This is a genomic window from Actinokineospora guangxiensis, assembly GCF_042657845.1.
Classification (GTDB): Bacteria; Actinomycetota; Actinomycetes; order Mycobacteriales; family Pseudonocardiaceae; genus Actinokineospora; species Actinokineospora guangxiensis.
The window spans coordinates 130,306-142,192 of sequence record NZ_JBHSKF010000004.1 but is presented as its reverse complement, the minus strand read 5'-3'; the positions used below and the strand labels follow the sequence as shown (position 1 = coordinate 142,192).

Genomic DNA, 11,887 nt, shown 5'->3' with positions numbered 1-11,887 from the left:
CGGCGCCTCCTGATAGTAAACCGTACGTACGGTTTACCACATCAGGCGTCGTCGCGGGCGGCTTCGATCTTGGCGGCGACCTCGGCGGCGATGGTGCGGATGGCCGCGACGTCGGCGCCGGGGTCGGGCCTGACCTGCAGGACGATGCCGTCGCGGCCGGGCACCTTGCGCTGGACGAACCACGCGCCGCCGCCGTCGAGTTCCTGGCGGTGCCGCGACTTGATCGAGCCGGTGACGCGCTGGTGGACGGCCTGCGGGAGCTTGCCGGGCTGCTCGACGGCGATCCGGCGCGGCGCGAGGTCGCGCAGGACGACCGCGCTTCCGGCCTGCTCGGTCTCCTCGGCCTCGGTGATCGTGAAGACCCCGGAGGCCCACGCCGCCTTCGACACCAGGTGCCAGCCGATGCGGCGCGCGTCCTCGCCCTCGGGCACCCACAGGCCCAGCGACGTCGCCACCAGGTGCCCGCCGCCGCGCACCTGGGCGGAGGCGGCCACCGCCTCGTCCTTGTCCAGCTTGCCGGGGAAGCCCGCGGGCACCCCGCCGCCGAAGATCCGCGAGAACAGGCTCATTCGTACTCCCCCGCCGCCTGCTTGCCCAAGGCCTTGTACCACTCCTCCATCGCCACGATGTCGCCCCAGAGCGCGCGCGCCTCGTCCGGCTCCTCGACGGGTGAGACCCGCTGCAGCTTCGACTTGAGGTCCGCGATCTGGCGGGCGACCAGTTCGCGCTGGGCGGCGGCCAGGATCGCGCCCGCGTAGCGGGACGCGGCGGCGTTCTTGGTGGGCAGCGGCATGGGTTCGACGGTCAGCTCGCTGGCCAGCGTGCGCAGCACAGGGCTCTGGCAGTTCCTGGTGACCGCTTCCAGCAGCTCGGCCCCCGCCAGGCCGCACGACGCGCCGCCCGCGTCCAGGATCGCCCGGTGCAGCGCGTCGTAGGCGGGGTGCGTGAACACCTCCGACGGCAGCGCGTCGTACATCGGGCCCGCGAGCGCGGGTTCCTGCAGCGCCAGCTTGATGACCTCGCGCTGGGCGCGCAGCCGCAGGTCGCGGGCATCGGGCCGGGGCGGACCGGTCGCCGCCTCGACGGCGAGCGCGCCCTGGTTGGGGTCGGCGGGCCTGGCCTTCTTCGGCGCGGGGCCCGCCCCGGAGCTCTCGCGGACGCGGCGCACGACCGTGGCCATGTCGTCCCAGCCGACCCAGCCGGCGAGCTGGCGGGCGTAGTCGTCGCGCAGCGAGTGGTCCTTGATGCCCGCGACCATCGGCACGGTGCGCCGCAGGGCCTCGACGCGGCCTTCGGAGGTGTCCAGGTCGTGCTCGGCCAGCTCGGCGCGGATGGCGAAGGCGAACAGCGGCTGCCTGCGGGCGACCAGGTCGCGCACGGCGACCTCGCCCTTGTGCTGGCGCAGCTCGCACGGGTCCATGCCGTCGGGGGCGATGGCGATGAAGGTCTTGGCGGCGAACTGCTGGTCGCCCTCCTCGAAGGCCTTGCGGGCGGCCTTCTGGCCCGCGTCGTCACCGTCGAAGGTGAAGATCACTTCGCCGCGGAAGGCGTCGTCGTCCATCAGCAGCCTGCGCAGGACGCCGATGTGGTCCTTGCCGAACGCGGTGCCGCACGAGGCGACGGCGGTGGGGACGTCGGCGGCGTGCATGGCCATGACGTCGGTGTAGCCCTCGACCACGACCACCTGGTGGCGCTTGGCGATCTCGCGCTTGGCCAGGTCGAGGCCGAAGAGCACGTTCGACTTCTTGTAGATCGCGGTCTCGTTGGTGTTGAGGTACTTGGCCTGGATCTGGTCGTCGTCGAAGAGCCTGCGCGCGCCGAAGCCGACGACGTCGCCGCTGATGTCCTTGATCGGCCAGAGCAGGCGGCGGTGGAAACGGTCGATCGGGCCCTGCCTGCCCTCGCGGGAGATGCCCGCCTTGATCAGCTCGGCGAACTCGAAGCCGCGGCCGAGCAGGTGCTTGGTCAGCCTGTCCCAGCCCGTGGGGGCGTAGCCGCAGCCGAACCTGGTCCAGATGTTCTCGTCAAAGCCGCGCTCGGCGAGGAACTCCCTGGCCTTGACCGCCTCGGGGGAGCGCAGCTGCTCGGCGTAGAACTCGGCGGCGGCCTTGTGGGCGTCGACCAGCCGGGCGCGGGTGCCGCGGTCGCGCTGGACGCTGGCGCCGCCGCCCTCGTAGGTCAGCTGCACACCGCAGCGCTCGGCCAGGCGCTCGACCGACTCCACGAACGAGAGGTGGTCGATCTTCATGATGAAGGCGATGACGTCGCCGCCCTCGCCGCAGCCGAAGCAGTGGAAGGTGCCGTGCGTGGCCCGGACGTTGAACGACGGGGTCTTCTCGTCGTGGAACGGGCAGAGCCCCTTCAGCGCACCGCCACCGGCGCGCCGCAGGGCGACGTACTCGCCGACGACGTCATCGATGCGGCTCCGCTCGCGCACGAGCGCGATGTCGCTTTCCCTGATGCGCCCCGCCACAGCCGCCGAGTCTATGCGCGCCGCGCGCCGGGACTAGCATTGGCCTCGTGACCGCTGGGAACGTGCTGCTCGCCGAGACCTTCGACGAGCACCGCGACCACCTTCTCGGCGTCGCCTACCGGCTGACCGGCACGCTGGCCGACGCCGAGGACGCGGTGCAGGACGCCTGGCTACGCCTGTCCACTGTGGATGATCCGGCGACGATCAGGGACCTGCGCGGCTGGCTGACCACCGTCGTCGGCAGGCTCTGCCTGGACAGGCTCCGCTCGGCCGCGGTGCGCCGCGAGCGCTACGTCGGCCCGTGGCTGCCCGAGCCCGTCGTCGCCCCGCTGGTCGGCGCCCCCGGCGAGGACCCCGCCGACGCCGCCGTCCGCGGCGACGACGTGCGCATGGCCGCCCTCGTCGTGCTCGACCGGCTCACCCCGGAGCAGCGGGTGGCCCTCGTCCTGCACGACGCCTTCGCCGTCCCCTACGCCCAGATCGCCGCCACCCTGGGCTGCACCGAGCCCACCGCCCGCCAGCACGCGTCCCGCGCCCGCAAGGCCGTGGCCGCCGCCGACCCGCCGCCGAGGGTCGCGCTGGCCGAGCAGCAGGAGATGCTCGGCCGCTTCCTGGCCGCCCTCGCCGAGGGCGACCTGGCCGCCGTGGTCGCCCTGCTGCACCCGGACGTGGTCCTGACCGGCGACAGCGACGGCAAGGCGCGCACCGCCCGCCACCACGTCGCGGGCACCGACAAGGTGAGCAGGTTCCTGCTCGGCCTCATGCGCCAGTACGGCGTGGACAAGCTCGGCAGCATGACCCCGGTGCTGGTCAACGGCGACCTGGGCATGCTCGCCCCCGAGGTCACCGGCGAGCGCACCCTGAACCGCCGCGTCACGACGTTCACGATCCGCGACGGCCGCGTCGTGGCCATCTACGACATCGTCAACCCCGACAAACTCACCCGCGTCCCCTTCCCCGACACCGCCGCCTGACCTCGCGGACAGGCACGACGACCCGCGGTCAGGCAGACTCGCTGCTCGACCGCGGCCTCCGCCGACCCGCCGCAGGCGAGGTGGGGTCCGCGCGTGGGCGGTCGGGGCTGGATGCCTGCCGGATCGGCCAGGGGCGGGTGCCCGCGGGGTGGGTCGGCGGCTGCCCGGCGCCGCCTCCGGACGTCGCCTACCGGGTCGTCGGCACCCGGCACGCCTCGCCGGTGCTGAAGCCCTGGTCGACGATGCCCAGCGCGCTGTTCACCCTGGCACGCATGTTCTCCAGTCCGATGTGGTAGGTCAGCTCGATGACCCCCTTCTCGCCGAACGCCGCGGTGAGGTCCGCGACATCGGCGTCGGTGACGGTGACCGGGTCGGCGGTCATCGCGTCGGCGTAGGCGATGGCCAACCGCTCGCGGTCGGTGTAGGCCGGGTGCTCGGCGTAGGCGTCGATGTGCTGGAGGCGCTCGACGTCCAAGCCCTCCAGCCGCTGGAGCATGGTGCCGAAGTCGACGCACCACGAACAGCCCAGCCGCTGCGCGACCCGGTACACGGCCAGTTCCCGCGCGCTGGCGGGCAGCGTTCGGGAAACCTTCTCCGCGATCAGCTCGTGCATCCCGTTGGCCATCAGGAGCCCGCGGTGGTGGGCGATGATCTCCATCGGCTCGGGGACCGCCCCGAAGCGGCGGCGGGCGAGCCGGTAGAGGACCTTCATCAGGCCTGTCGCCGGGACTGCTGCAACGCGGGGCATCGGTGACCTCCCAGTGGTGGTGGCGTTCCACCGTGAGGACGAGACGACGCGCCCGGGCGTGACAGCCCGGGGTCAGGACGGGTCGGTGACGCGCGCCACGAAGTAGACCACCCCCGTCTCCCGGTGCCGGACGAGGAACAGGAACGGCCGGTCGGCGGCGACCTCCACCGGCTCCGCGGGCATGCTGGCCAGGCGCATCATGACCGCGGTGGCCGCGGCGCCCTCGAAGCCCTGCTCGTCGACCTTGAGCACCGACTCGTGCAGGACCGCCTGCACGGCAAGCCAGTCGGGGGTGATGCCGCCGAGGTCGGCCTCGCGGGTGAAGACCGTCCGCACGCCGAGGGCAGCCAGCACATCGGACAGCTCGGCCTGGGTCTTGGCCTTGAGCTTGGGCAGCAACAGCCGGACCTGGGCGGGCTCGGGCGCCGACAGCAGCGCGCCGAGGCTCTGCGGGGTGAGGGCGGCCTCGGCCTCGGCGAGGTCGGCGTCGGGCAGCAGCACGACCGCGTCGACACCGCCGAGCGCGGGGACGGTGACGACCTGCCAGCCGTCGCGGGCGGCGTAGCCGATGCGCTCGTTGAGCATCATCGTCGGCACGTCGACCCGGCCGCCGGGGGCGTGGAACGGCCGGTCCTGCGTGCCGCCCTCGGCGAACGGGTTGCGCCACGCGCTCTTGAGGTACAGCGCGTTGACCAGCGAGGCCACCGTGTCGGAGCGGATCGCGCCCGCGGGCACCAGCTCCGGGATCAGGCCCCTGGTGGTCTCGGCGACGTCGTCGTTGATCATCCCGCGGGCCTTCTCGGCCTCGGAGCGGAAGGGCGCGTTGCGGACCGAGCCGTCCGACCACCCGGCGAGCTCCTCGGCGAAGGAGCGGTGGATGGTGATGGCCTCGTCGGCCCAGAGCGTGTTGGACACCGCGATGGTGGGGGCGTCGTCGTCCGGGCCGACCTCGTCGAGCCGGGACGCTGCGGCGATGGCCGTGGTCAGCTCGCCGAGGTCGCCGAGCACGGCGACCAGCTCGTCGCGGGTGGCGCCGCGGGCGCCCAGCGCGAGCAGGCCGAGCGCGCTGGCCACCGAGAACGGCGACCAGCACACCTGCTCGCGCGGGTCGGGCGCGATCGCCCGGTGCAGGCTGAGGGTGAAGTCCAGCACGGTGGTTCTCCCGACGTCGACTCGTGGTCCTTGCGTCGAGTCTGCCGGCTGGGCGGGTAGGCGCCGGTTCAGTTGTCCACAGGCTCGCGGTTGTCCACAAGTGCGGAGTGCCACGTGGCGGCCTGGACGTCGGTCAGGGATGCTGCCTGGTCGATCACGACCCGCAGCCGCCCGCAGTCGTCGGCCGCGGCCAGCCAGGCGGGCTGGAACGCGGGCTCCAGCGAGGACGGCGCGCGCTCGGCGAGCGCGTCGACCAGCTCGACCAGCATCGCCCGCTGCCCCTCCTGCATCGCGAGCCGGTGCGGGTCGCTCATGACGTAGTGCAGCGCCATCGCCTTGAGCAGCGCGACCTCGCAGTGCACCTGGTCGGGCACCACCAGGTCGGCGGCGTGGCGGGTCAGCGGGCCCTCGCCGTGGACCTCGCGGGTGCCGGTGACCACGGCGGAGGCGTAGCGGCCGACGAGTTCGCTGGTCAGCCGCTTGAGCGCGACCTGGGCGCCGAGGGTGCCGTCGTAGTCGCGCGAGGCCAGGGCGTTGACGACGGGCAGCCGCAGCAGGCCGGCCGCGGCTTCCTCGATGTCGGTGACGGAGTGGCCGGAGAAGTGCTTGGCGGCCAGGGCGGCCAGCACCGAGCGCTCCTGCCGGTCGGCGAGCGCGCTGACCCGGATGCGGCCGGCGCGGACGCCGTCCTCCACGTCGTGCACCGAGTAGGCGACGTCGTCGGACCAGTCCATGACCTGGGCTTCGACGCACTGGCGCAGCGGCGGCGCGCCCCGGCGCAGCCAGTCGAAGATCGGCATGTCGTCGTCGTAGGCGCCGAACTTGACGGTGTCGGGGCGGCGCGGCCACGGGTACTTGGTGGCCGCGTCCAGCGACGCCCTGGTCAGGTTGAGGCCGTACTCGGCCCCGTCGGGGCCGAGCACCTTCGGCTCCAGGCGGGTGAGGATGCGCAGGGTCTGGGCGTTGCCCTCGAAACCGCCGCACGCGCGCGCCGCGATGTGCAGAGCGCGTTCACCGTTGTGGCCGAACGGCGGATGGCCGATGTCGTGGGCAAGGCCCGCGGTGTCGACGATGTCGGGATCGCAGCCCAGCTCCTCGGCGATGCCGCGGCCGATCTGGGCGACCTCCAGCGAGTGGGTCAGCCGGGTGCGCGGCACACCGTGCACCTCCGAGCCCTCGTGCGGGCCCACGACCTGCGTCTTCCCGGCGAGCCTGCGCAGCGCCGCGGAGTGCAGCACCCGTGCGCGGTCACGGCTGAACGGGCTGCGCGTGGGCGCGAGGGCGCCGGGGATGTCCGCGCCCTTGGGTGGCTCGGGGTGCGCGCGCTCCCCGTCGGCGTCGATGTAGCCGGAAGTCACCGACGAAGCGTACTCAGCCGACTTCCTGATCGATGGCGATCCGGTCCGCGCCCGCCTTCGTGGCGCGGTAGTACAGCAACGCCGCCGTCTCGCGGAGGATGTACTTGGCCTGGGTCTCGCGGGTCTGCACGATCGGGCCGGAGTGCGTCGGCGAGGTCCACGCGTCCAGGCCCGCGTCGCTGGCCATCGTGCGCGCGCGCAGCGAGTGCCACGGGTCGCTGACGATGACGGCTGTCTTCCAGCCGCGCTTCTTGACCTCGTCGGCGACGGCGCGCAGCGTGCCCAGGGTGTCGTTGCCCTGGCCCACCTCGATGACCCTGTCCGCGGGAACGCCTTGGCGGACCAGCCAGTTCTTGCCTGCCTGGGCCTCGGTGTAGCGGTCGCCCTCGCGCCTGCCGCCGCCGGTCACCACGTACTCGGAGACGCCTTGGTCGAAGAGCAGCTTCGCCTTGCGCAGCCGCGCTTCCAGGACCTTGGACGGCTTGCCCGCGTACTGGGCCGCCCCGAGCACGACGACGACGTCGGCCTTGTCGCGGTCATCGATCCTGGCGACCTGCCAGACGCGGAACGCCGTGCCCCCGACCAGCAGCACGCCCATGATCACCGCGCCGAGCAGGAACCTGCGCAGGAAGCGGACGACCGGGCGTGGTGGGGACGACACTCTCCACATACTTCCAGAAACGGGAAGAGACCCGACGGGCGGGCGTATTAGCAGAGGGGAACGACATTCCCGGCGCGTGGAACCAGATCCATCCACAGGGCAACTAACTGTCCACAGACGGTGAACTTCCCGTGGCGGCCCGCCCGCCACCCGCGATTGGCTGGACCCATGACGAACCACGCCCTCCTCGACCTGGACCGACTCCCCCGCCTCTTCCCGCACGGGGTGGCCCGGACCGCGGAGCTTTCCGCGCTCGGGATCACCGACGAGCACATCCACCGGTGCTGCGGCCCGGACGGCCCGTGGCGGCGACTACCCGACGGCGTGGTACTGCTCAGCCAAGCCGCGCCCGCCCGCACCCAGCGGCTGCAGGCCGCGGTCGGCGTCGCCGCGCCCGGCGCGGTGGTCACCGGGCGGGAGGCGATGTGGCTGCACGGGGTCCCCTTGCCCTCGCGCGGCGCGATCCACCTGCTGGTGGACGGCCGCTCCGCCGAGCGCAACGACGGCTCGGTGGTCATCGAGCGGGTCCGGCGCCTGCCGCAGGCGCAGTGGCGCCGCGGGTTCCCGGTGGTGCCGCTGGCGAAGGCGACGGTGGACGCGTGCCTGCGCACGCCGTCGTTCGGGGAGATGCGGGTGCTGGTGCTGGAGGCGGTGCAGCGCTGCGGTCTGACGGTCGACTCCCTGTCCCGCGAGGTGTCGGGCGACAAGCGCAAGGGCATCGGCGCGCTGCGGGCGGTCCTGGCCGAGCGCAATGCCTCGGCCAAGGCGCTGCGGGCCCGCCGGGCGAAGCAGGTGGTGGCGCTGGCGGGCCTGCCGGAGCCGCGGTGGAACGCGCGGCTGGCCACCCGGGCCGACGTCCACCTCGGCCTGGTCGACGCGTGGTGGCCCGAGGTGGGCTTGGCGTGGGACGCCGAGATCCACGACGCCTGGGACCCCAGGACAGCGGCGGCCGCGGCGGCCCGGCAGGCCCGTTTCCTCGGCGCGGGGGTCATCCCGGTGCACACCGACCCGGCCCGGCTGGCCGAGCACACCGAGGCGGTCGCGGCCGAACTGCGCGCGGTCTACGACTTCGCCGCCCGCACTCCGCAGCCGGAGGTCCGGGCGGACCGGTGACTCCTGAGAGGCGAACAGGGCCGGATGAGATGGGGGGGACGAGGGGACAACTCACTGGGCCGCCCCGCGGCCTAGGCGGCGCAGCGCTCGCAGGTGCCGAAGATCTCGACGGTGTGGCTGACGTGGGAGAAGCCGTTCTCGGCGGCGATGCGCTCGGCCCAGCGCTCCACGGCCGGGCCTTCCACCTCGACGGTGTGGCCGCAGGTGCGGCAGACCAGGTGATGGTGGTGGTGGCTGGAGCAGCGGCGGTAGATCGCCTCGCCCGAGTCGGTGCGCAGGACGTCGATCTCGCCAGCGTCGGCGAGGGACTGCAGGGTGCGGTAGACGGTGGTCAGGCCGATGCCCTCACCGCGCTTGCGCAGTTCCTCGTGCAGTTCCTGGGCCGAGCGGAAGTCGTCGAGCTGGTCGAGGAGGCGGGCGACGGCCGTGCGCTGGCGGGTGGAGCGCTTGCCGGGGACGGTCGCGGCGGACCTGTCGTCGCTCACTCCTCCTCCACGTGCGCGACGGCGTCCACGACGATGTGGGAGAGGTGTTCGTCCACCAGGCGGTAGACGACCTCGCGGCCGTGGCGCTCACCGTGCACGACGCCCGCGGACTTGAGGACGCGCAGGTGCTGGCTGATGAGCGGCTGGGCGACGCCGAGGGCTTCGACCAGTTCGTGCACGCAGCGGTCGGCCTCGCGCAGTTCCAGCACGATCGCGATGCGCACCGGGGCCGCGAGGGCACGGAGCAGGTCGCCCGCGGCGGCCAGGGTCGTGGCGGGTCGACGGGTCACCCGCGCCACGGCCGGGCGGTCCGGCGAATGCTCGGCGGCGCGGAGCTCGTCCGAGGCGGCGTCCGGGGTCACGGTCGACATCGTCCTCCCTGCCCTCCCGGCGGCGCCGGGGTGATGGTTACCGTGTTCAACATTCTAGGCGTCGCGGACAATCCCGTCCGACACGCCGCGCCGACGATCACTCGTGGTCACCGGGGCCGTGCGGCGGAAGGCTGTCACACCGGCTTCACGCGGCCGTCACAGCACCGAGACGGCGACGGCCACGAGGACCCCCAGCACCAGCACCCGGCCGACCCGCTGGCCCGGTTCGAGCACGCGCCACGTCGCCGCCAGCAGCACCGCGACACCGGCCGCCAGCAACAACAACAGGGCGGCACCGAGGGTTCCCTTGACCAGCACACCCGTCGTGAACAGGGCGATGACCACCAGGAACGCCAGCAGCGGCGAGACCCGGGCGAGCGGTCCGCTGCCGGGCAGCAGCGGCGACTTCATGGAACGGCCTCGGGCCATGACGTCCTCCTCGGGCGACTCGTCGGCGGGGGCGGGCCCCGCGCCGTCCCGCCCAGTCTGTCCGAGCCCGACCGCCCCAGTCGCTCCGCCCCGGCCACGGGGGCTCGGGCAGCGGTCGGGGCACTAGGTTGGGCGCACCCGATCAGGAAGGCGTCAGCGTGCTGCTCATCGCCCGGTTCCCCGAGGCGCCCCCGGTCGCCGAGGCCAAGCGCGCCCTCGAACTGCTGCTGGCCCAGCCGGGCTGCCGCCGAGGGCTGTTCACCCGCTCCACCGAGACCGAGGCGTGGGTGCTGACCGTCGAGTTCGAGTCGATCTCGGCCTACCGGCGGGCACTGTCGCCCTTCGAGGTCCGCACGCACGTGATCCCGTTGCTGGCCCGCGCCGAGACCGCCGAGCCCGCCGCCTACGAGATCGTGCTGGAGGCCGACTCCGACGGAGTCCGCGAGCACACCAGCCTCCTGGCCGCCGACGCGGCGACGGTCCGGCTGGGCGAGGCGAGCGGTCCCACCACGGCCAGGTGAGGCGGAGCGGGGGCTGGGGGGACCCGCGCTCGGCCGCGTGCCGGAAACCGGTTCGGGCGGGGGCGCTGCGGCGGGCTACCGTTGGGCGGGTGCCGCGTGGCCTCGGGGTTCATCCCCCGGTCGTGGCCGCGAGCGGCATGGCTACCCTTGCAGACCTCTTCTTGTAGTACTCCCGCTGGAGGATCAGTGCCCGCCGACCGGATCGACACCGTGGTCAGTCTCTGCAAGCGCCGGGGCTTCGTGTACCCGTGCGGGGAGATCTACGGCGGCACCAGGTCGGCATGGGACTACGGCCCGCTGGGCGTCGAGCTGAAGGACAACATCAAGCGCCAGTGGTGGAAGACCATGGTGCAGGGCCGCGACGACGTCGTCGGCCTGGACTCCTCGGTCATTTTGCCGCGGCAGGTGTGGGTGGCCTCCGGCCACGTGAACGCGTTCAACGACCCGCTGGTCGAGTGCACCTCCTGCCACAAGCGCTTCCGCGCCGACACCCTCGCCGAGGAGTACTCGGCCCGCTCGGGCAAGCAGACCTCCGAGGACGACCTGTCCGACGTCCCGTGCCCCAACTGCGGCACCCGCGGCCAGTACACCGCGCCGCGCGAGTTCAACATGATGCTCAAGACCCACCTCGGCCCGGTCGAGTCCGAGGAGGGCCTGCACTACCTGCGCCCGGAGACCGCGCAGGGCATCTTCGTCAACTTCCTCAACGTGCAGACGACCTCGCGGCGCAAGCCCCCGTTCGGCATCGGCCAGATCGGCAAGTCGTTCCGCAACGAGATCACCCCCGGCAACTTCATCTTCCGCACGCGCGAGTTCGAGCAGATGGAGATGGAGTTCTTCGTCGAGCCGGGCACCGACGAGGAATGGCACCAGTACTGGATCGACGAGCGCTCGCGCTGGTACACCGACCTGGGCATCGACAAGGACAACCTGCGGATCTACGAGCACCCGCAGGAGAAGCTGTCGCACTACGCCAAGCGCACCGTCGACATCGAGTACCGCTTCGGCTTCTCCGGCTCGGAGTGGGGTGAGCTGGAGGGCATCGCCAACCGGACCGACTTCGACCTGACGACGCACTCCAACCACTCCGGCGTCGACCTGTCGTACTTCGACCAGGCCACCAACTCCCGCTACCGCCCGTTCGTCATCGAGCCCGCCGCGGGTGTCGGCCGTCCGATGATGGCGTTCCTGGTCGAGGCCTACCACGAGGAAGAGGTGCCCAACGCCAAGGGCGGCGTGGACAAGCGCATCGTCCTGCGCCTGGACCGCAGGCTCGCCCCGGTGAAGGTCGCCGTGCTGCCGCTCTCGCGCAACGCCGACCTCTCCCCCAAGGCCCGCGACGTCGCCGCCGCGCTGCGCAAGCACTGGAACGTCGACTTCGACGACGCCAGCGCGATCGGCAGGCGCTACCGCCGCCAGGACGAGATCGGCACGCCGTTCTGCGTGACGATCGACTTCGACACCCTCACCGACCACGCGGTGACGGTCCGCGAGCGCGACTCGATGGCCCAGGAGCGCGTCTCCCTGGACAGCCTGGAGTCCTACCTGGCGGCCCGCCTGATTGGCTGCTGAGACCCCCGCAACGCGACAGCGCCGTCCGGA

13 protein-coding genes are annotated in these 11,887 nt (G+C 72.6%); 4 read left to right on the top strand and 9 right to left on the bottom strand.

The window, feature by feature from the left end; genetic code table 11:
• Window positions 1–41: 41 nt before the first annotated feature.
• Together ACFPM7_RS10910 and dnaG are read right to left on the bottom strand one after the other, a co-directional pair.
• A complete protein-coding gene (locus tag ACFPM7_RS10910; RefSeq protein ID WP_378246658.1) occupies window positions 42–569 on the bottom strand; it encodes a hypothetical protein in 528 nt (175 codons plus the stop codon).
• Window positions 566–2,473 (bottom strand): DNA primase, encoded by a 1,908-nt coding sequence (gene dnaG, locus ACFPM7_RS10905; protein ID WP_378246656.1) that lies wholly within the window; start codon window positions 2,471–2,473, stop codon window positions 566–568. Before dnaG ends, ACFPM7_RS10910 begins: the two co-directional genes overlap by 4 nt.
• A gap of 38 nt (window positions 2,474–2,511) precedes the next feature.
• On the opposite strand from dnaG, the gene ACFPM7_RS10900 reads away from it, so the two are divergent.
• Window positions 2,512–3,447 carry a sigma-70 family RNA polymerase sigma factor gene (locus ACFPM7_RS10900; RefSeq protein ID WP_378247221.1) on the top strand — a complete coding sequence of 312 codons (936 nt, stop codon included), beginning with the start codon at window positions 2,512–2,514 and terminating at the stop codon, window positions 3,445–3,447.
• A 187-nt stretch (window positions 3,448–3,634) separates the two neighbouring features.
• On the opposite strand, the gene ACFPM7_RS10895 is transcribed toward ACFPM7_RS10900, so the two are convergent.
• The 4 genes from ACFPM7_RS10895 to ACFPM7_RS10880 all read right to left on the bottom strand — a co-directional run bounded on the left by ACFPM7_RS10895 (window position 3,635) and on the right by ACFPM7_RS10880 (window position 7,303).
• Window positions 3,635–4,195 (bottom strand): carboxymuconolactone decarboxylase family protein, encoded by a 561-nt coding sequence (locus tag ACFPM7_RS10895; RefSeq protein WP_378246654.1) that lies wholly within the window; start codon window positions 4,193–4,195, stop codon window positions 3,635–3,637.
• Between the two features lie 72 nt (window positions 4,196–4,267).
• Complete coding sequence (locus tag ACFPM7_RS10890) at window positions 4,268–5,347, bottom strand: serpin family protein (protein ID WP_378246652.1); 1,080 nt, start codon at window positions 5,345–5,347, stop codon at window positions 4,268–4,270.
• Window positions 5,348–5,415: 68 nt separating this feature from the next.
• Entirely contained in the window at window positions 5,416–6,705 is a 1,290-nt protein-coding gene (locus ACFPM7_RS10885) for a deoxyguanosinetriphosphate triphosphohydrolase (RefSeq protein ID WP_378246650.1), read from the bottom strand.
• A gap of 13 nt (window positions 6,706–6,718) precedes the next feature.
• Entirely contained in the window at window positions 6,719–7,303 is a 585-nt protein-coding gene (locus tag ACFPM7_RS10880) for a YdcF family protein (RefSeq protein ID WP_378247219.1), read from the bottom strand.
• Between the two features lie 231 nt (window positions 7,304–7,534).
• Between ACFPM7_RS10880 and ACFPM7_RS10875 the strand changes: the two genes are divergently transcribed.
• Window positions 7,535–8,479 (top strand): hypothetical protein, encoded by a 945-nt coding sequence (locus ACFPM7_RS10875; protein WP_378246648.1) that lies wholly within the window; start codon window positions 7,535–7,537, stop codon window positions 8,477–8,479.
• 71 nt (window positions 8,480–8,550) lie between these two features.
• On the opposite strand, the gene ACFPM7_RS10870 is transcribed toward ACFPM7_RS10875, so the two are convergent.
• From ACFPM7_RS10870 to ACFPM7_RS10860, 3 genes are all read right to left on the bottom strand, one after another.
• A complete protein-coding gene (locus tag ACFPM7_RS10870; RefSeq protein ID WP_378246646.1) occupies window positions 8,551–8,964 on the bottom strand; it encodes a Fur family transcriptional regulator in 414 nt (137 codons plus the stop codon).
• Window positions 8,961–9,335, bottom strand: coding sequence for an ArsR/SmtB family transcription factor (locus tag ACFPM7_RS10865; RefSeq protein ID WP_378246644.1), 375 nt, complete (start codon window positions 9,333–9,335; stop codon window positions 8,961–8,963). Before ACFPM7_RS10865 ends, ACFPM7_RS10870 begins: the two co-directional genes overlap by 4 nt.
• A 156-nt stretch (window positions 9,336–9,491) precedes the next feature.
• The gene (locus tag ACFPM7_RS10860; RefSeq protein WP_378246642.1) at window positions 9,492–9,764 is read right to left on the bottom strand and encodes a DUF6703 family protein; all 273 of its coding nucleotides are present in this window, start codon (window positions 9,762–9,764) and stop codon (window positions 9,492–9,494) included.
• Window positions 9,765–9,892: 128 nt separating this feature from the next.
• On the opposite strand from ACFPM7_RS10860, the gene ACFPM7_RS10855 reads away from it, so the two are divergent.
• Window positions 9,893–10,285 (top strand): antibiotic biosynthesis monooxygenase, encoded by a 393-nt coding sequence (locus ACFPM7_RS10855; RefSeq protein ID WP_378246640.1) that lies wholly within the window; start codon window positions 9,893–9,895, stop codon window positions 10,283–10,285.
• Between the two features lie 186 nt (window positions 10,286–10,471).
• Window positions 10,472–11,857 (top strand): glycine--tRNA ligase, encoded by a 1,386-nt coding sequence (locus tag ACFPM7_RS10850; RefSeq protein WP_378246637.1) that lies wholly within the window; start codon window positions 10,472–10,474, stop codon window positions 11,855–11,857.
• The last annotated feature ends 30 nt before the right edge of the window (window positions 11,858–11,887 follow it).

Excerpts from the sequence above, each read along its gene's own strand:
- ACFPM7_RS10910 (WP_378246658.1), bottom strand. The coding sequence starts at position 569 with ATGAGCCTGTTCTCGCGGATCTTCGGCGGCGGGGTGCCCGCGGGCTTC.
- ACFPM7_RS10895 (WP_378246654.1), bottom strand. The coding sequence starts at position 4,195 with ATGCCCCGCGTTGCAGCAGTCCCGGCGACAGGCCTGATGAAGGTCCTC.
- ACFPM7_RS10880 (WP_378247219.1), bottom strand. The coding sequence starts at position 7,303 with ATGGGCGTGCTGCTGGTCGGGGGCACGGCGTTCCGCGTCTGGCAGGTC.
- ACFPM7_RS10875 (WP_378246648.1), top strand. The coding sequence starts at position 7,535 with ATGACGAACCACGCCCTCCTCGACCTGGACCGACTCCCCCGCCTCTTC.
- ACFPM7_RS10865 (WP_378246644.1), bottom strand. The coding sequence starts at position 9,335 with ATGTCGACCGTGACCCCGGACGCCGCCTCGGACGAGCTCCGCGCCGCC.
- ACFPM7_RS10860 (WP_378246642.1), bottom strand. The coding sequence starts at position 9,764 with ATGGCCCGAGGCCGTTCCATGAAGTCGCCGCTGCTGCCCGGCAGCGGA.